Below are 17,451 nucleotides of genomic sequence, written 5' to 3' on the forward strand. Positions count from 1 at the left end.
CAACGCGCGTGCAACGTCGCCCCGCTTACGTTCGCCGCCACCAGCACACCGTCACTCCGAGCAACGAGGCAGGGAAGATGGTCCAGTACGCCGCACCGAACACCGAAGGCAGCGTCGTCAGCTACGAGCCGCGCTACGACCACTACATCGGCGGCGAGTACGTGCCCCCGGCCGGCGGCCGGTACTTCGAAAACCCGACCCCGGTCACCGGGAAGACCTTCTGCGAGATCGCCCGCGGTACCGCCGAAGACGTCGAGAAGGCGCTGGACGCCGCCCACGGTGCGGCCCCGGCCTGGGGCCGGACGTCGGTCGGGGAACGCGCCGGGATCCTGCTCAAGATCGCCGACCGCATGGAGCAGAACCTCGAGGCGATCGCGGTCGCGGAGGCGTGGGAGAACGGCAAGGCGGTCCGCGAGACCCTCGCCGCCGACATCCCGCTGGCCATCGACCACTTCCGCTACTTCGCCGGCGCGCTGCGCGCCCAGGAGGGCGGCATCTCGCAGATCGACGAGCATACCGTCGCCTACCACTTCCACGAGCCGCTCGGCGTGGTCGCGCAGATCATCCCGTGGAACTTCCCGATCCTGATGGCGGTCTGGAAGCTCGCCCCGGCGCTGGCCGCGGGCAACGCGATCGTGCTCAAGCCGGCCGAGCAGACCCCGGCGTCGATCCACCTGCTGTTCTCGATCATCGGCGACCTGATCCCGCCGGGCGTGGTCAACATCGTCAACGGCTTCGGCGTCGAGGCGGGCAAGCCGCTGGCGTCGAGCAGCCGCGTCCGCAAGGTCGCCTTCACCGGCGAGACCACTACCGGCCGGCTGATCCTGCAGTACGCCAGCGAGAACATCATCCCGGTGACCGTCGAGCTGGGCGGCAAGAGCCCGAACATCTTCTTCGACGACGTCGCCGCGCGCGACGACGACTTCTACAACAAGGCGCAGGAAGGCTTCGCGCTCTTCGCGCTGAACAACGGCGAAGTCTGCACCTGCCCGTCGCGGGCGTTGATCCAGAGCGGCATCTACGACAAGTTCATGGGTGACGCGATCGAGCGCGTCCGCGGCATCAAGCAGGGTCACCCGCTCGACACCGACACGATGATCGGCGCGCAGGCCTCCAACGACCAGCTCGAGAAGATCCTGTCCTACATCGACATCGGCAAGCAGGAGGGTGCCGAGATCCTCACCGGCGGCACGCGCAGCGACCTCGGCGGCGAGCTGTCCGGCGGCTACTACGTCGAGCCGACGGTGTTCGCGGGCGACAACAAGATGCGCATCTTCCAGGAGGAGATCTTCGGCCCGGTGCTGTCGGTGGCGAAGTTCGACGACTACGACGACGCGATGAAGATCGCCAACGACACGCTGTACGGCCTCGGCGCCGGCGTCTGGTCCCGCGACGGCAACACCGCCTACCGCGCCGGCCGCGACATCCAGGCGGGCCGCGTCTGGGTGAACAACTACCACGCCTATCCGGCGCACGCGGCCTTCGGCGGCTACAAGGCGTCCGGCATCGGCCGCGAGAACCACAAGATGATGCTGGACCACTACCAGCAGACGAAGAACATGCTGGTCTCCTACTCGGACCAGGCGCTCGGGTTCTTCTGATGACCCGGCGAGCAGACCTGACACCGGCCGCCGCGGACCTCCTGCGGCAGCTGGTGTCGGTCCACGGGCCGGTGATGTTCCACCAGTCCGGCGGGTGCTGCGACGGCAGCGCCCCGATGTGTTACCCGGACGGGGAGTTCCGCATCGGCGCATCGGACGTGTGCCTCGGCTCGCTGGAAGTCGAGGGCATCGCCGACGTGCCGGTCTGGATGTCCGGGCCGCAGTTCGAGTACTGGAAGCACACGCACCTGACGATCGACGTCGTGCCCGGCCGCGGCAGCGGGTTTTCCCTGGAGGCGCCCGAAGGCGTGCGCTTCCTGATCCGCTCGCGGCTGTTCACCGACGAAGAGTCGGCGGCGCTGAACTGAAAGCACCGAACAACGCCGTGGCGAGCACCAGCCCCTCCCGGGCGACCGGGGCGAGCAGGTGCTCGTCCGGCGCGTGCTGCAGGCAGCCCGGGTAGGAGTGCGGCAGCCACAGCGTCGCCAGCCCGAGGACGTCGGTGAAGACGTGGTTGGGCAGGCCGCCGCCGAAGCTGGGCAGGAGCGCGACCGACCGGTCCGCGACGGCGTCCAAAGTGGACTTGGCCCAGTGCACCCACGGGTTTTCGACGGGGGTCCGGCTGGCTTTGAAACGGGCGTCGGCGGTCACCGCGACCATCGGGAAGCCCTGCGCGGCAAGGTGTTTCTCGATCGTCGTGGTGACGTCGCCGACGTCGGTGCCCGCGACGTACCGCAGCTGCAACACCGCGCGGGCGCGGCCGGGGATGGCGTTGACCGGGCGGTCGGCGTTCCCGGCGTCGAGCGCCAGCACCTCCAGGGTGTTCCAGCCGTAGAGCCGCTCGGCGGGGCCGAGTCGTTGATCGCCCCAGCCTTCGTCCGGCGCGTCGACGACGACGTCGGCCAGCGCGTCACGGACGGACTCCGGCAGCTCCGGCGGCAGCAGCGCGGGCACCTGGATGCGGCCGTGGCCGTCGACGAGGCTCGCGATCGCCGCGGTCAGCGTCGTGGCCGGGTTGCGCAGGATGCCGCCCCAGTTCCCGGAGTGGGAGCCGCCCGGGCGCAGGTCGACGTCCAGGTCGATCCGGATTCCGCCACGCGCGCCGAGGAACAACGTCGGTGTCGCGGCGTCGAGGCGCGGGCCGTCGGAGGCGACCAGAACGTCCGCCTCCAGCAGGTCCTGCTCCTGCTCGGCGAACTCGGTGAGCCCTGGTGAGCCGATCTCCTCGCCGGTCTCGAAGAGGAACTTCAGGTTGAAGCCGAGCTTGCCGCGGGCTTCGAGGAGCAGCCGCAACGCCGTGAGGTTGATCAGGTGCTGGCCCTTGTTGTCCGCGGTGCCGCGGCCGTACCAGCGGTCGCCGTCCGCGGTCAGCGTCCACGGGTCCAGGCCGTCGCTCCACTTGCCGGCTTCCCCGACGACGTCGGCGTGGCCGTAGCAGAGCAGCGTCGGCAGCTCGGGCGACTCGACGCGGACGCCGACCAGGAACGGCCCGCCCGCCGGGTCCGGGTTGGGGTGCTGGGTGACGTCGCAGCCGAGGCCGGTCAGCGCGGGGGTCAGGGCCTCGTCGAGGTAGGCCTGGATCGCTTCCCGGCCTTCGGGGGCGTCGCTGACCGTGGGGTAGGCGACGAGCCGGGCGAGTTCGGTGAAGAAGGCGCCGGAGTCGACGTGGGCACGGGCCTGGTCGAGCAGTTCCATGGCCGTCAGCTTAGAGCCGGTAAACAATACGAACGGTCGTGCTATATTCGGCGGCATGAACGTCGACAGCGTTTACGTGGGGGAACCGAGCGTCCTTGGGTACCGGCGGGAGGTGCCGGTGCTGAGCGGGATCACGAAGACGCTGGTCACGGCCCCGGAGCTGAACCTGACCGAGCTGAACCTCGACGGCGACCGGCAGGCCGACCTCACCGTGCACGGCGGTCCCGACAAGGCGGTCTACGTCTACCCGGCGGAGCACTACGCGGCCTGGCGCGAAGACGGCTTCGAGGTGGCGACGGCCGACTTCGGCGAGAACGTCTCGCTGTCCGGGCTGACCGAGGACGACGTGCGGATCGGGGACGTCTGGGCCTGGGGCGACGCGCTCGTGCAGGTCTCGCAGCCGCGGTCGCCGTGCTACAAGCTCGCGATGAAGACCGGCCGCAAGGACATCACCCCGGCGATGATCGGCTCCGGGCGCAGCGGCTGGTACCTGCGCGTGCTGCGGCCGGGCACCGTGCCGACGTCCGGCGCCGTGGAGCTGGTCGAGCGCGCGGACGCGCCGACGGTCGCCGAGGTGTACGTCATCTCGTTCGCGAACTACGGGCAGCTGCCGCCGGACCGCATCGGGCCGGCGCTGGACTTCGCCGACCGCGTGCTGGCCACCCCCGGGCTGGCGGAGCAGTGGAGCGTCGGCATCCAGTCCACTGTGGACCGCTGGCGGGCGCGGCGTGCCGGTTGACGGCCGGGTCGCCCGCGGCGACGCGACCCGGCGCCTGGTGCTGCGCCGGGCGGTGGACGTCGCGTCGGTGGACGGCCTGGAGGGGCTGTCCCTCGGCCGGCTGGCCACTGAGCTGGAGCTGAGCAAGAGCGGCGTGTTCGCGCTGTTCGGCTCGAAGGAGGACCTGCAGCTCGCGACGATCGAGGCGGCGCTGGAGATCTTCCGCTCGTACGTCGTGACGCCGGCGCTCGACGTCGCGCCGGGATTGCCAAGGCTGCGCGCGATCTGCGAGAACTGGCTGGACTACTCGGAAAAGCGCGTCTTCCCGGGTGGGTGCTTCTTCTTCAACGTCGGCGCGGAGTTCGACGCCCGCCCCGGCCGGGTCCACGACGCGGTGGCGGCGGCGAGCGGCTCGTTCGCCGCGTTCATCCGAGAGACAGCCGTCGAGGCGGTCGCACTGGGGCACCTCGAGGTGGACGCGGAAGTCCTGGCGTTCGAGCTGCACGCGCTGGGCCGCGCGGCCAACGCCGACTCGGTGCTCAACGGCGGCACCCACGCATACGCACTGGCCAGGCGGGCCATCGGCGCAAGACTGTCGTGAGTGAGAAACAGGGTTAGAACCCTGCTTCTCACTCACGACCGTGCTTACTTCCAGTCGACCTGCGGGCTCCGGTAGAAGTCGATGCCCTGGGTCACCCAGCGCGGGGCCTGCTTGGCCAGCCGCGCGCGATAGGCGTCCCAGTTGTGCGTCGACTTCGGGGACCAGCCGATCTCCGCGATGCCCGGCAGCCGCGGGAAGGCCATGTACTCGATGTCGTCGCTCGTCCGGATCGTCTCCGTCCACAGCGGCGCCTCGACGCCCGCGACCGACTTCTCCCCGACGCCGGTCACCAGCGACGCCGGGTCCCAGTTGTACCCGTCCTTGACCTCGACCAGCGCCGCCCAGTCCTGGCCCAGCGGCGTCTGCTCGGTGTACTTCATGTCCAGGTACGCGAAGTTCGCCGGCGACATCAGGATCTTGTTGCCCCGGGCCGCGGCGGCCGCGACGGACTCGTTGTCGCCGCCGAAGTCCCAGTACTGCGGGACGGCCGACACCGGCAGGTCCGACTTGGCGATCTCGTGCCAGCCGGTGACCTTCTTGCCGTACTTGGCGACGATCGGCTGCACCTTCCGCTGGAAGGTCAGGTAGTCCGCGGGCGGCGTCGCGTGCGCCTCGTCGCCGCCGATGTGCAGGTACGGCCCGGGGGTGATGGCCGCCAGCTCGCGGACGACGTCCTCGACGAACTTGTAGGTGATCGGCGAGGAGATGCACAGCGAGCTGTAGCCGACCTCGGTGTCCGTGCGGACCGGGACGGCCTTGCCGTCGCAGTTCAGCTCCGCGTACGTCGACTGCGCCGCGTTCGTGTGGCCCGGCATGTCGATCTCCGGGATCACCGTGATGTGCCGCGACGCCGCGTACGCCACGATGTCCTTGTACTGCGCCTGCGTGTAGTAGCCGCCCGGGTCGCCGTCGACCGCCGTCTTGCCGCCGACCGTCGCGAGCTTCGGCCAGCTCTTGATCTCGATGCGCCAGCCCTGGTCGTCGGCGAGGTGGAGGTGCAGGGTGTTGATCTTGTACTGGGCGATCTGGTCGATGTACAGCTTGACCTGGTCCGGCTTGAAGAAGTGCCGGGCGACGTCGAGCATCGCGCCGCGCTCGCCGAAGCGCGGGTAGTCGAGGATCGTGCCGCCCGCGACCGTCCACGTCCGGTGCTGGACGCGCTTCGCGTCGATCGCCGACGGCAGCAGCTGCCGCAGCGACTGGACGCCGTCGAAGAGCCCGTCCGCGGTGTTGGCCTTCAGCGAGACGCCGTCGTGGGTGACCTTGAGTTCGTAACCCTCGGTGCCGATCCGGGAGTCGTGGCCCAGCTGCAGCGAGATCGCGGGCAGGCCCGACGACCGCGGCACGACCGGCAGCGGGTAGCCGGTGGCCGTGCGCAGCAGGCCGCGCAGGTAGTCCGCGACCTGGCCGGCGCCGCGGTCGGCGCTGATGACGGTGAACGGCGTCAGCTTGAAGCCGCCCCGCGGATCGGCCTTCGCCGAGACGGGCGCGGGGACGACGTCGGTCACGCTCCGTTCCGGCGCGGCCGGGGTAGCCGCCGCGGCGGCGGGCAGGCCGACTGCCGTGAGACTCACGATCGCCGTGGTCAGGACGGCTCTGGACAAGCGCATCAGGGCACCTCCGGTCGGGGACTGCTCCCAAAGGTACAGACCAGCCCGACCATTTGGAACAGCTCTTAACGAAGGGCGGCCCGGATCGCGTCGAGCACGCCAGGGTCCTCGATGGTCGAGGGCACGGCTTCGTCGCGGCCGTCGGCGATCGCGCGCATGGTCTTGCGCAGGATCTTCCCGGACCGCGTCTTCGGCAGGGCGTCCACAATGGACACATCGCGGAACGCGGCGACCGGCCCGATGTCCCGGCGGACCATGGCCACCAGCTCGTCGCGCAGCTGCTCCTCGGGGATGTCCGCACCCGCCTTGAGTACGACGAAACCGCGCGGCAGCTGGCCCTTGAGCTGGTCGGCGACGCCGATGACGGCGCACTCGGCGACGGCCGGGTGCGAAGCCAGCACGGCCTCCATCGAACCCGTCGAAAGCCGGTGTCCGGCCACGTTGATGACGTCGTCGGTGCGGCCCATGACGAACAGGTAGCCGTCTTCGTCGAAGTACCCGGAGTCGCCGGTCAGGTAGAAGCCGTCGTAGCGGGAGAGGTAGGCCTCGCGGTAGCGCTCGTCGTCGCCCCACAGCGTCGGCAGCGAGCCCGGCGGCAGCGGCAGCTTCACCGTGATGGCGCCTTCGCGCCCGGCCGGCAGCTCGTCGCCGGCCTGGTCGAGGATCCGGACGTCCCAGCCGGGGACGGGCTTGGTCGCGGACCCGGCCTTGACCTCCATCGGCTCCAGGCCGCGCGGGTTGGCCGCGATCGGCCAGCCGGTCTCGGTCTGCCACCAGTGGTCGATCACCGGCGTGCCGAGCTTCTCGTGCGCCCAGTGGTAGGTCTCCGGGTCGAGCCGCTCGCCGGCCATGAACAGCGTCCGGAACGCCTTGAGGTCGTACTTCTCCAGCTCGCGGGCGTCCGGGTCGACCTTCTTGATCGCCCGCAGCGCGGTCGGCGCGGTGAACAGCGCCTGGACGCCGTGCTCGGCGATGACCCGCCAGAACGCGCCCGCGTCCGGCGTGCCGACCGGCTTGCCTTCGTAGAGCACGGTCGTCGCGCCGACCAGCAGCGGCGCGTACACGATGTAGGAGTGCCCGACGACCCAGCCGACGTCGGAGGCCGTCCACCAGATGTCGCCGGCGTGGACGTCGTAGACCGCGTCCATCGAGTAGGCGAGCGCGACCGCGTGGCCGCCGGTGTCGCGCACGACGCCCTTCGGCTTCCCGGTGGTCCCGGACGTGTAGAGGATGTAGAGCGGGTCGGTGGCGGCGACCGGCACCGGGTCCGCCGGGGTGGCGCCGGCCGCCAGCTCGTCCCAGTCGAGGTCGCGGCCGGCCAGCTCGGCGGGGCCCGCTCGCGCTGCAGCACGACGACGTGGTCCGGCTGGTGCTCGGTCATCCCGAGGGCGCCGTCGATGATCGGCTTGTACTCGACCACCCGCGTCGGCTCGATGCCGCAGGACGCGGCCAGGATGACCTTGGGTTTCGCGTCTTCGATCCGCGCCGCGAGCTCCTTCGGTGCGAACCCGCCGAAGACCACCGAGTGCACCGCGCCGATCCTCGCGCAGGCCAGCATCGCGATCGCGGCTTCGGGCACCATCGGCAGGTAGACGATGACGCGGTCACCCTTCGTGACCCCCAGGGAGCTGAGCGCACCGGCGAACCGCGCGACCGTGTCCCGCAGCTCTTCGTAGGTGTAGGTGCGTTGCCGTCCGGTCACGGGAGAGTCCCAGATCAGTGCGGCCTGGCCGCCTCGGCCGGCCTCGACGTGCCGGTCGAGCGCGTTGTAGGAGGTGTTCAGCTCGGCGTCCGGGAACCACCGGTAGAAGGGCGGGTTCGAGTCGTCCAGGGCCCGTTCCGGGGCCTTCGTCCAGCTGATTTTCCCGGCCGCTTCCAGCCAGAACGCGTCCGGCTCGGTCAGGCTCCGCTGGTAGGCCCCGGAGTACGCACCCATTCCCGCTCCTTCGCGTCGGACGTCCGCTCCGGCCCCATCATGACGCGCGGGCGGCGGGCTTGCCGGATTCCGGGCAACCTGAAGACCCGGCAACCTCACGGCGGCCGGCTGCGTCCTAAGCTGGACCGCAGGAAAACGCCGCGTGGCGGTACCGAGCGAATACGGACAGTGAGGGGAGCCCGGCGGTGAACGGACTCGCGAGCGTGTTGCTCTCGCTAGCCCATTCCTTGTTCGGCCCGGGCTTTTGCCCCGGCGACTGGGTCTGGGCCACGAGTGCGGCCGGCGCGCTCGTCGCACTGCTGCCGCCGATCGGTGCGCTGGCGGTGGCGATCATCCGGAAGGGCACCGGCAACCGGTACGACGCCACGACGCTGGGGGTCTTCGGCGCGATCGGGCTGTTCAGCGCCCTGGTGCTGCCGTGGCTGCTGTCGAACGGCGTGTCGGGGGTCTTCCGGGCGGAGTTCGCGGGCCAGAAGTCCGGGCTGTCCAAGGCGGAGACGGCCACGTTGACCAGCGGCTTCTGCTGGGTGGACAACCAGAAGCAGTACCTGGGCGGGCGGCAAACCGTCTTCGACGTCTTTTCCGCCGGCAGCACCGGCCCCGACGACCTCCCGGTCTTCGTCTACCTTGCGGCCTTCGTCGTGCTCGGCGCCGGTTCGCTGCTGTTCGTGATGCTGCAGGGCCGCACGGCCTTCCGCCGCGGCCCGAAGTGGCCGTCGCGGTTCTTCTGGATCCCGTTCGCGGCGATGCTCGTGTTCAGCGTCGGCATGGAGGCCAACACCGCGCTGCACTTCTTCCTGGGTTTCCTGCCGTTCAGCGTGCTGGGCCTGATCCCGGTCGCGATGGTCGGCCCGCCGCCGTGGTCGGTGATCAACCGGCCGGACGTGCCGCCGCGCCGCGACCAGGAGCCGCAGGGGCCGCCGCCGTCGCAGGTCCAGCCGCGCCCGACCCCGCCGCCGCCACCCCCGGTCAACCGGCCGTACCCGAAGACGGCGCTGGCGTCCGCGCCCGAGCCCCCGCCGATGGCCGGCGCGCTCGCCGCGGCCCCGGGGCCGATCCCGCCGCCGCCCGGCTCGCGCAACGCAGGCGGCAGCCGCTACCGGCGCGTCAAGCAGCTCGGCGCGGGCGGCTTCGGCACGGTCTGGCAGGCCGTCGACACCCAGCTCAACCGCACGGTCGCGCTGAAGATCGCGCACGCGCCGGACCGCGACACCGCCGAGCGCATGCAGCGCGAGGCCCGGGCGCTGGCCGTGGTCAGCCACCCCAACTGCGTCAAGGTGTACGACCTCGCCGAGGAGCCGGACGGGCTCGCGCTGGTGATGGAGTACCTCGAGGGCCGTCCGCTGGCCGAGCTGGTCGACGGCCAGGGCCCGCTCGACGACGTCGCGGCCGGCCGCCTGTGGGCCACCATGGCCGGCGCTTTGGCGGCGGCTCACGACAAGGGCGTCCTGCACCGCGACATCAAGCCGTCGAACGTCATCCTCGACCCGAGCGGCCTGGCCCACCTGATCGACTTCGGCATCGCTCGCAGCCAGGGCGACTCGAAGATGACGGCGACCGGCATGATGATCGGCACGCCCGACTTCGTGGCCCCGGAGCAGGCGATGGGCGCGACGGCCTCCCCGGCGTCGGACGCGTGGCAGCTGGCGGCGACGATCAGCTACGCGCTGTCGGGCCAGCCCCCGCGCGGAACCCGCGAGACCCCGATGGCGGCGCTGATGGCGGCGGCGCGGGCCGAACCGGTGTCCCGGCTGCCGCAGCGAAGTGCGCACGCTCGCCTGCTGGCGGCTTCGCTGGACCCGGAGCCCCGGCGCCGTCCGACGTTGAACGCCGTACGGCGTGAGGTCGAGGGCTGGTTGTCGCGGGCGGGAAAGTCGGCCGACGGCCCGGTGACGCGGGTGGTGCCGCGCCAGCCGGGGGGCCAGCTGCCCCGCCGCTAGCTGGGCTTCACGGCCGAGAAGATCAGCAGCTCCTTCGCCCGCAAGTCCACGCTGACCTGCTCGAACCCGGCCTTCTCGAGCCGTCCGGGGAACGTCGTCGCGTCGATGACGTTCATCGTGTCGCCGAGGTGCAGGAGCCGGAAGCGGAAGTTGAGCTGGCCGTCGCTGCCGCAGTACGTGCCGCCCGGGCGCAGGACCCGCGGCCTCGGCGAAGATCGCGTCCTGCAGTTCCCGGGTCGGCACGTGGTGCAGCATCGTGAAGCAGACGACGGCCGAGAACCGGCGGTCTTCGAAGGGCATCTCCGCGCCGCTGCCCTCGACGACCTCGGCGCGGTCGCCGTACTTCGCGCGCAGCAGCTCGGTCGACGCGTGGTCGATCTCCAGCACCGTCAGCTTCGGGACGGCGTCGAGCAGCACCTTCGTGGTGGCGCCGAACCCGGGCCCGATCTCGAGCACGTCGTCGCCCAGGTCGCGGTCCTTCAGCCACGGCGTAAGGCGTTCCTCGACGGTCGCCGCCCACTTCTCGGAGCTGCAGATCTTGCGGTGGATCAGGTTCATCGGCATGCGTCCGACGCTAGGACGCCCCGCAGGTGACCGGTAGCCGATAGCCTGACAAACGATGTCGCGAAACAGCCAGGCCATGCTCCTCGGCGAGGTCGACCTGCCCGCCGGCACCTGGTTCCCGTGGCACGAGCACCCGGTGCACCAGCTGGTCTGGTCGGCCCGCGGAGTCGTCGCGGTGAAGTCCGGCGACGCGGGCTGGGTCCTCCCGCCGACGCGGCCGCTGTGGATCCCGGCGGGCGTCCAGCACCGCACGGGCGCGCTCGGCCGGGCGGCGCTGCGCGGCATCTACGCCGACCCCGCGTTGTCGCCGGTGTCGTGGCCGTCGCCGCGGCTGGTCGTGGTCCGGCCGCTGCTGCGCGAGCTCCTGGAGTACCTGACCGGCGACAGCGTCGCCCCGGCGGCGCGGCTGCGCGCCGAGGCCGTGGCGTTCGACCTGCTCGAGCCGCTGGACGTGGTCCCGATCGTGGTGCCGTCCCCGGCCGACCCGCGAGCGCGGGACGTCGAGCGGGCCGTCCTGGCGAACCCGGCGGACCCGCGGAGCCTGGCGGAGTTCGGGCGGGACGTCGGAGCGGCGGAACGGACGCTGGCGCGCATCTTCGTCCGCGAGTGCCGGATGCCGTTCGGAACGTGGCGCACGCAGGTGCGGCTGCGGGCGTCGCTGCCGCTGCTGGCCCAGGGAGCGTCGATGGAGACCGTGGCGCACCGGGTGGGGTACAGCTCGGCGAGCGCGTTCGTGGCGGCCTTCCGGCGGGCCGTCGGGGTCACACCGGGGGCCTACTTCGCCGGCTGAGCTACCGCCAGGACGGCAGCCAGCGTTCGGCGTCCCACTGGCCCGTGGTGATCGCGACGCCGTTCAGGATCGGCCACAGCCAGGCGAAGTTCGCCACCACCAGGCCCACGTACAGCGACACCACGAGCAGACCGGTCCCGCGTCTCTCGAACCCTCGCCGGGCGCTGCCCAGGATCTGGCCCAGGCACAACGTCAACCCGAGCACCAGGAACGCCGCCAACGGCGTCGCGTAGAAGAAGTACATCTGGCGGTCGATGTTGGTGAACCAGAAGACGTACCCGCCGAGGTAGCCGACCAGCACCGCCGCGTAGCGCCAGTCCGCGCGGAACACCGAGCGCCACACCGACCAGCCCAGCATCGGGATCGCCAGCCACCACATCGCCGGCGTGCCGATCAGCATCGTCGCGCTGACGCAGCGGGACTCGCCGCAGCCGGTGACGTCGCCGTCGTAGCTGTAGAGCATCGGGCGCAGCCCCATCGGCCACGTCCACGGCTTCGACTCCCACGGGTGCGGGTTGTCCTTGGGCGTCACCAGCGTTTCGTGGAAGTGCAGGACGTTGCCGGTGTAGTCGGCGAGCGAGCGCAGCGACGCCGGCACCCACGACCAGATGCCCGGCGCGATGTCCTTGATCTCGGTGTAGTGCCGGTCGGTCGCGGTCTCGCTCGCGAACCAGGCCCAGTACGCGCTCAGGTACATCAGGAACGGGATGACCAGGATCGCCCACAGCGCCGGCAGCACGTCCCGGCGGAGGGTGCCCAGCCAGGGGCGCTCGACGCCCGCCGCGCGGCGCGCCGCGACGTCGAAGAACACGCACAGCAGCCCGAACGCGACGATGTAGTACAGCGCCGACCACTTGACGCCGAAGGTCAGCCCGATCATCAGCCCGGTCGCGAACCGCCACCAGCGGAAGCCCAGCTTGGGACCCCACACGGACTCGTTGACCCAGCCCTCGCGCACGGCCGTCGCGAGCCGGGAGCGCACCTGATCGCGGTCGACGAGCAGGCAGGCGAACGCGGCGAGCACGAACAGCGCGATGAAGATGTCGAGCATGCCCATCCGCGACTGCAGGTGCAGCACGCCGTCGCTGATCACGAGGATGCCCGCGATGCCGCCGAGCAGCGTCGAGCGGGTCAGCCGGCGGGCGACGCGGACGGTCAGCAGCACCATCAGCGTGCCGGCCAGCGCGGGCACGATCCGCCAGCCCCAGCCGTTGTAGCCGAACAGCCATTCGCCGATCGCGATCAGCTGCTTCGCCAGCGGCGGGTGGACGACCAGCTCGTAGCCGTAGTTGTCCTCGTAACCGCCGTTGCGCAGCATCTCCCACGCCTGCGGCACGTAGTGCTTCTCGTCGAAGACCGGGCTGCCCTTGTCCGTCGGCACGCCGAGGTTCTGCAGCCGGACGATGCCGCCGATCACGGTCAGCACGAGGGTGACGACCCAGCCGCGCAGCCGGTCGGCCGGCATGCCGCGGCCGAGCAGGGTCACTTCGCGGTCGGTCGGCGGCCGGAGCGCCTCGACCGGGTCCGGCCGGACGCTTTCGTCGTCGGGACGGGTCAGCACGGCGGTCACGGGGGCGATCCTACGGGCGGGGCAGGGCGTCCGTCGTCCGGATCCGCTGATCAGCCTAGGCTGGGCGGGTGAGTGCCCCCCTGGTTCCCGGTCGTCTCGTGCTGGCCGCGACCCCGCTCGGCGACGTCCGCGACGCGTCGCCCCGGCTGGCCGAAGCGCTGGCGGAAGCCGACGTCATCGCGGCCGAGGACACCCGAAGGCTGCGGTCCTTGACGACCGCGCTGGGCGTCACGCCGCGCGGCCGGGTGGTGAGCTTCTACGAAGACGTCGAGACGGCGCGCCTGCCCAAGTTGCTCGAATCGTTACGCGCGGGGGAGACGGTGGTCCTCGTGACGGACGCCGGTATGCCCAGTGTGTCCGATCCGGGCTTCCGCCTCGTGGCGGCGTGCGTCGCCGAAGCGCTTCCGGTGACGTGCCTTCCGGGGCCGTCGGCGGTGACGACGGCGCTCGCTTTGTCCGGTTTGCCGTGTGACCGCTTCTGCTTCGAGGGCTTCGCGCCGCGCAAGCCGGGCGAACGGGCTCGCTGGCTCACGTCGTTGCGTGACGAGCCTCGGACGGCGGTGTTCTTCGAGTCCCCGCACCGATTGGCGTCCCTGCTGGCGGACGCGGCTTCGGTACTGGGCGACTCGCGTCAGGCCGCGGTGTGCCGCGAGCTGACGAAGACGTACGAAGAGGTGAAGCGGGGAACGCTTTCCTTCTTGGCGGAGTGGGCCTCCGACGGCGTGCGCGGAGAGATCACGGTGGTGCTTTCCGGGGCGGAGCCACGAGAAGTGGCGGTGGCGGACCTGGTGGGCGAAGTCCAGTCCCGAGTGGACGCGGGCGAGCGCCTGAAGTCCGCGGCGGCGGAGGTCGCCGAAGCGGCGGGAGTGTCCAAAAAGGAGCTTTACGACGCCGTTCTCGCCGCGCGCACAGCGAAGTAGCGCGGACCAGGGACGCCCCCGCGGCGGCGCGTAACGGTGAGATCGAAGAGTGGACGTCGAACGACGACATCGGCGCCGTGTTCGCGGGTGAGATGCTCGCGGCCACCGAGTATCAGTGGCACGTTGCTCGCCGCAGTGGTCCCGGACCGGGCGGGCGGCGTCGACGCGCTGTGGGACGCGGATCTCACGCTGATCCACTGACGGGGCTGAGTCCAACTAGGGTGGACCGTGTGAAACGGGGTGGACTGGGCGAGGATCTCACCGCCGAACTTGACCCTTCCGAGCCGTTCGACGAGATACCGCTCTACTCCCGTGACTCCGATGTGGCCTTCTTCGGTGGCCGGCCGGTCCGGGAAGCGAACGAGATCTTGATCCGCTACTCGGCCCGGTTTCTCGCCGACGTGGTCGGTGTCGTCGAGCCGGCAGGTGGTGAGCCTGCCCACCGGTATCTGATGGTCTCATTGCTGGAATGGACCGATTGCCGTGATGCCGGCTCCACGGGCCGGCCGGCTGGTTCCGAACTTCTCCTCGTGCCCTGGTTCTGGATCGGCGACCTGGCGCATCCGGCCATGAGGTCGTTCGAGATGTCGGCCGGCACCTCGATGTGCGCGCGGTTCGCCGAGTCTTCGCTTGGGTCCGGTGGCGAATTCCGGGTGTATGAGAATTTCAGCACCTGGAGTGACGGAGAAGTGTCGGCCAGGGTCTACGTCGAAGCCGTCGTGGCTGGTTGAGATCACGTCAGTAAAGCGGTAACCGCGGCATACGCCTTCTCCGCGTCCGGCGCATCCCCGGTGATCACATCCGTGTACACGAACGACTCGCCGATCCGCACCAGGAGGTAGGCCAGGTCCGGCACCGGCAACGGCGGCTCCAGCCGCCCAGCCGTGACCTCCCCGACCAGCAGCTTCTCGAGCTCCGCCGTAGTCCGTTGCTGGCAAACGCTTGCGCGGGTCGTCAGCAGCCGCAAAGCCCGCTCTGGCTCGCGGCGCAGGAAGTCCCGAAAAGGCGGCGAATCGTTCGCAAACCGAACATATCCGCTCACGAAGTCGGCCACCCCCGCAGCCCCACGGCCGACGCACGAAGGCCACAACCGCGCGATGGAGGCGGACGAAAGCGACCAAAGGATCTCCCCGAGCAGCCGATTCCGGGACCCGACCCGGCGATGCAGTGTCGCCCGGCTGATCGACAGCGCTTCCGCCAGTTCGCCCATGTCCACCCGGCGGCCGGCCAGGAACCACTCGCGCGCCAGTTCGAACTCCTGAGACATATGCCAGAATGTCTCACGGCTTCGATGGGAAGGGAAACCCAGATGCGTGCAGTGCAGGTGACCGAGTTCGGCGGACCCGAGGTGCTCACCCCCGTCGAGCTGCCCGATCCCGTGGCCGGGCCCGGTGAGGTGCTCATCGACGTCGAGCGGATCGGCGTCAACTACGCCGACACCCACCAGGCCGAGAACAGCTACCTCGCCCCGAGCAAGCTGCCGCTCGTCCCCGGCGGTGAGGTGGTCGGGGCCCGCGAAGGCAAGCGTGTCGTCGCCCTGCTGAACGGCGGTGGCGGGTACGCCGAGAAGGCCGTCGCGCCCGAGGTGACCACCTTCCCCCTGCCAGACGGCATCGACGACCTCACCGCTCTGTCCATGCTGGTCCAGGGCACCACCGCCTGGGTGCTGCTCAAGAAGAACGCTCACCTCGAAAAGGGTGAATCGGTCGTCGTGCACGCTGCCGCCGGTGGGGTGGGGACCATCGCCGTGCAGCTCGCCAAGGCCTGGGGTGCCGGGCGCGTCATCGCCACCGCCAGCAGTGAAGAGAAGCGCGAGCTGGCGCTCGAACTCGGTGCCGACGTCGCCGTCGACTCGCGGGCCGAAGACATGACCGCGACCCTCCTCGAGGCGAACAACGGCCGCCGCGTCGACGTCGTGCTCGACATGGTCGGCGGCACGACCACCGACCAGAGCATCGCCGCCCTCGCGCCGTTCGGGCGGCTCGCCTTCTACGGCATGGCCGGGCGAGAGAGCCCGAAGCCCGTCGAGCTGCGCAACCTCCTCGGCCACAGCACCACCGTCAGCGGCATGTGGCTGCCGCACGTCTTCCGGCTCCCGGGCAACGTCTTCGGGACGGCGCTGAACGAGCTGTTCGACCTGGTGCTCGAAGGCAAGCTCAAGGCGATCCCGGGCGGCGAGTTCCCTCTGTCGGACGCCCGCGACGCGCACGAGGCCCTGCGCTCCCGCAAGACCGTCGGCAAGCTACTGCTCGACCCCGGCAAGTAGGCGTTCCAGGGGTGCCGCCTTGTGGAGGCACTCCTGCCACTCCGCCTCCGGGTCCGAATCGGCCGTGATGCCGCCGCCGACGCCGAGGGAAATCGTGCCCGCCGCGATCTCGAACGTCCGGATCGCGACGTTCAGCTCCAGTCCGGCCGCCGGCGACACCAGGCCGATCGCGCCCGTGTAAACCCCGCGTCCGCAGGGTTCCAGGGACGCGATCAGGTCCAGTGCGCGGATCTTCGGCGCGCCCGTCACCGAGCCTGGCGGAAAAGTCGCGTCGAGCAGCGAAGAGTCCGACACCGACGGGCGCAGCACGCCCGTCACCGTCGAGTCCAGGTGCCAGACCCCCGGCGCCGGACGGACCTTCAGCAGTGACGGCACCGTCACCGACCCCACCTCGCACACCCGGCCCAGATCGTTGCGCACCAGGTCGGTGATCATCACGTTCTCCGCGACGTCCTTCGCGGATTGGCGCAGCAGCAAGGCATTTCCGTCGTCCTGAGGTCCGCGCCGGGGGAGCGTCCCCTTGATGGGCGTCGAGCGCACCGCACGGCCGTGCCGCGCGAGGAACAGCTCCGGCGAAAACGACACCACCGACCCCCAGGAGCCGGACAGGAAGGACGCGCGGCGGGGGGACAGCGAAGAAACGCCGGAGGCGAACAGCGCCGCTGGGGACCCGGAGAACGATCCGGTGAACCGGCTGCAGATGTTCGCCTGGAACAGCTCCCCGGCCTCGATCGCGTGCACGCACGCCTTCACGGCGTCCCGGTGCTCCGAGGGCAGTGGACGTCGCAGTGGTCCCGCGGACCAGGAAAGCGGCGTCGGCGGAGCAGTCAGCAGAGACTCCATTGTGGACACCGACGGCCCGCCGCCGTCCAGGGACTCCAGGTGGCAGGTGCCCGACGCGGACCACCGCAGCACGTGGTCCGCCCAGCCCCACGCGGACGGCGGCAACGCGCCGCGACGGCCCGACGGATCCGCCAGGTCGTACGACAGGTACCCGAACCAGCCGCCGCCGACCACCCCGGGCGGCGCGTCGACCGGCGCCGGAAAAGAAGGAAAGGAGGGAGTCCCGGACGACACCTGAAGCGACGGCGCGATCACGGCCGGTGAGCCGAACCACTCGCCGGACAGCATCGCCGGCGGCGGCAGCCCGCGGGAGGCGTTGTGGTGAGCGAGTACCGAAAAGGCGCGCGCGGGCGTGACATTCGTCCGAAGTGCCCTGCTCGTCACGCGCATGGCGACA

At 70.6% G+C, this 17,451-nt stretch carries 14 protein-coding genes and 2 pseudogenes; 9 read left to right on the forward strand and 7 right to left on the reverse strand.

Features of this window, described 5'->3' with window-relative positions:
• The first annotated feature begins 77 nt into the window (after positions 1–77).
• Positions 78–1,601, forward strand: a complete 1,524-nt coding sequence (gene exaC / locus OG738_RS17010) for an acetaldehyde dehydrogenase ExaC (protein ID WP_329055069.1) — start codon at positions 78–80, stop codon at positions 1,599–1,601.
• A complete protein-coding gene (locus OG738_RS17015) occupies positions 1,601–1,969 on the forward strand; it encodes a DUF779 domain-containing protein (RefSeq protein ID WP_329055071.1) in 369 nt (122 codons plus the stop codon). Before exaC ends, OG738_RS17015 begins: the two co-directional genes overlap by 1 nt.
• On the opposite strand, the gene OG738_RS17020 is transcribed toward OG738_RS17015, so the two are convergent.
• On the reverse strand, positions 1,938–3,296 hold the full coding sequence (locus OG738_RS17020) for a M20 family metallopeptidase (RefSeq protein ID WP_329055073.1): 1,359 nt from the start codon (positions 3,294–3,296) through the stop codon (positions 1,938–1,940). The two genes, OG738_RS17015 and OG738_RS17020, sit on opposite strands and share 32 nt — an antisense overlap.
• A 55-nt stretch (positions 3,297–3,351) precedes the next feature.
• Between OG738_RS17020 and OG738_RS17025 the strand changes: the two genes are divergently transcribed.
• Together OG738_RS17025 and OG738_RS17030 are read left to right on the forward strand one after the other, a co-directional pair.
• The gene (locus tag OG738_RS17025) at positions 3,352–4,035 is read left to right on the forward strand and encodes an MOSC domain-containing protein (RefSeq protein WP_329055074.1); all 684 of its coding nucleotides are present in this window, start codon (positions 3,352–3,354) and stop codon (positions 4,033–4,035) included.
• Positions 4,025–4,615, forward strand: coding sequence for a TetR/AcrR family transcriptional regulator (locus OG738_RS17030; RefSeq protein WP_329055076.1), 591 nt, complete (start codon positions 4,025–4,027; stop codon positions 4,613–4,615). The genes OG738_RS17025 and OG738_RS17030 overlap by 11 nt, the downstream gene beginning before the upstream one ends.
• Positions 4,616–4,659: 44 nt before the next feature.
• Here OG738_RS17030 and OG738_RS17035 read toward each other — a convergent pair whose 3' ends face one another.
• Both OG738_RS17035 and OG738_RS17040 read right to left on the reverse strand, forming a co-directional pair.
• Positions 4,660–6,225, reverse strand: coding sequence for a beta-N-acetylhexosaminidase (locus OG738_RS17035; RefSeq protein WP_329055078.1), 1,566 nt, complete (start codon positions 6,223–6,225; stop codon positions 4,660–4,662).
• A 65-nt stretch (positions 6,226–6,290) separates the two neighbouring features.
• Positions 6,291–8,161, reverse strand: a pseudogene (locus tag OG738_RS17040) (propionyl-CoA synthetase).
• Between the two features lie 185 nt (positions 8,162–8,346).
• Between OG738_RS17040 and OG738_RS17045 the strand changes: the two are divergent.
• On the forward strand, positions 8,347–10,101 hold the full coding sequence (locus OG738_RS17045; RefSeq protein ID WP_329055080.1) for a serine/threonine-protein kinase: 1,755 nt from the start codon (positions 8,347–8,349) through the stop codon (positions 10,099–10,101).
• Here OG738_RS17045 and OG738_RS17050 read toward each other — a convergent pair.
• Positions 10,098–10,665, reverse strand: a pseudogene (locus OG738_RS17050) (class I SAM-dependent methyltransferase). The gene OG738_RS17045 and the pseudogene OG738_RS17050 overlap by 4 nt on opposite strands.
• Before the next feature lie 76 nt (positions 10,666–10,741).
• On the opposite strand from OG738_RS17050, the gene OG738_RS17055 reads away from it, so the two are divergent.
• Complete coding sequence (locus tag OG738_RS17055; protein ID WP_329056724.1) at positions 10,742–11,455, forward strand: AraC family transcriptional regulator; 714 nt, start codon at positions 10,742–10,744, stop codon at positions 11,453–11,455.
• A gap of 1 nt (position 11,456) precedes the next feature.
• Here the strand turns inward: OG738_RS17055 and OG738_RS17060 are convergent, their stop codons facing one another.
• Positions 11,457–13,025 carry a dolichyl-phosphate-mannose--protein mannosyltransferase gene (locus OG738_RS17060; RefSeq protein ID WP_329055082.1) on the reverse strand — a complete coding sequence of 523 codons (1,569 nt, stop codon included), beginning with the start codon at positions 13,023–13,025 and terminating at the stop codon, positions 11,457–11,459.
• 80 nt (positions 13,026–13,105) lie between these two features.
• Here OG738_RS17060 and rsmI point away from each other — a divergent pair, with 80 nt between their 5' ends.
• Both rsmI and OG738_RS17070 read left to right on the forward strand, forming a co-directional pair.
• Positions 13,106–13,945 carry a 16S rRNA (cytidine(1402)-2'-O)-methyltransferase gene (gene rsmI, locus OG738_RS17065; RefSeq protein WP_329056726.1) on the forward strand — a complete coding sequence of 280 codons (840 nt, stop codon included), beginning with the start codon at positions 13,106–13,108 and terminating at the stop codon, positions 13,943–13,945.
• A gap of 230 nt (positions 13,946–14,175) precedes the next feature.
• Entirely contained in the window at positions 14,176–14,676 is a 501-nt protein-coding gene (locus tag OG738_RS17070; RefSeq protein ID WP_329055084.1) for a hypothetical protein, read from the forward strand.
• A 2-nt stretch (positions 14,677–14,678) separates the two neighbouring features.
• On the opposite strand, the gene OG738_RS17075 is transcribed toward OG738_RS17070, so the two are convergent.
• Positions 14,679–15,212 carry a QsdR family transcriptional regulator gene (locus OG738_RS17075; protein WP_329055085.1) on the reverse strand — a complete coding sequence of 178 codons (534 nt, stop codon included), beginning with the start codon at positions 15,210–15,212 and terminating at the stop codon, positions 14,679–14,681.
• Between the two features lie 42 nt (positions 15,213–15,254).
• Here OG738_RS17075 and OG738_RS17080 point away from each other — a divergent pair, with 42 nt between their 5' ends.
• Positions 15,255–16,211, forward strand: coding sequence for a quinone oxidoreductase family protein (locus tag OG738_RS17080; protein WP_329055086.1), 957 nt, complete (start codon positions 15,255–15,257; stop codon positions 16,209–16,211).
• Here OG738_RS17080 and OG738_RS17085 read toward each other — a convergent pair.
• Positions 16,188–17,444, reverse strand: coding sequence for an aminodeoxychorismate synthase component I (locus OG738_RS17085; RefSeq protein WP_329055087.1), 1,257 nt, complete (start codon positions 17,442–17,444; stop codon positions 16,188–16,190). The genes OG738_RS17080 and OG738_RS17085 overlap by 24 nt on opposite strands.
• Between the last annotated feature and the right edge of the window lie 7 nt (positions 17,445–17,451).

The sequence above is a fragment of the Amycolatopsis sp. NBC_01488 genome (genome assembly GCF_036227105.1).
Taxonomy (GTDB): Bacteria; Actinomycetota; Actinomycetes; order Mycobacteriales; family Pseudonocardiaceae; genus Amycolatopsis.

What these genes read in the sequence shown, in the direction of transcription:
- exaC (WP_329055069.1), top strand. Translation starts at nt 78, where the DNA reads ATGGTCCAGTACGCCGCACCGAACACCGAAGGCAGCGTCGTCAGCTAC.
- OG738_RS17015 (WP_329055071.1), top strand. Translation starts at nt 1,601, where the DNA reads ATGACCCGGCGAGCAGACCTGACACCGGCCGCCGCGGACCTCCTGCGG.
- OG738_RS17020 (WP_329055073.1), bottom strand. Translation starts at nt 3,296, where the DNA reads ATGGAACTGCTCGACCAGGCCCGTGCCCACGTCGACTCCGGCGCCTTC.
- OG738_RS17025 (WP_329055074.1), top strand. Translation starts at nt 3,352, where the DNA reads ATGAACGTCGACAGCGTTTACGTGGGGGAACCGAGCGTCCTTGGGTAC.
- OG738_RS17035 (WP_329055078.1), bottom strand. Translation starts at nt 6,225, where the DNA reads ATGCGCTTGTCCAGAGCCGTCCTGACCACGGCGATCGTGAGTCTCACG.
- OG738_RS17055 (WP_329056724.1), top strand. Translation starts at nt 10,742, where the DNA reads ATGCTCCTCGGCGAGGTCGACCTGCCCGCCGGCACCTGGTTCCCGTGG.
- OG738_RS17075 (WP_329055085.1), bottom strand. Translation starts at nt 15,212, where the DNA reads ATGTCTCAGGAGTTCGAACTGGCGCGCGAGTGGTTCCTGGCCGGCCGC.
- OG738_RS17080 (WP_329055086.1), top strand. Translation starts at nt 15,255, where the DNA reads ATGCGTGCAGTGCAGGTGACCGAGTTCGGCGGACCCGAGGTGCTCACC.
- OG738_RS17085 (WP_329055087.1), bottom strand. Translation starts at nt 17,444, where the DNA reads ATGCGCGTGACGAGCAGGGCACTTCGGACGAATGTCACGCCCGCGCGC.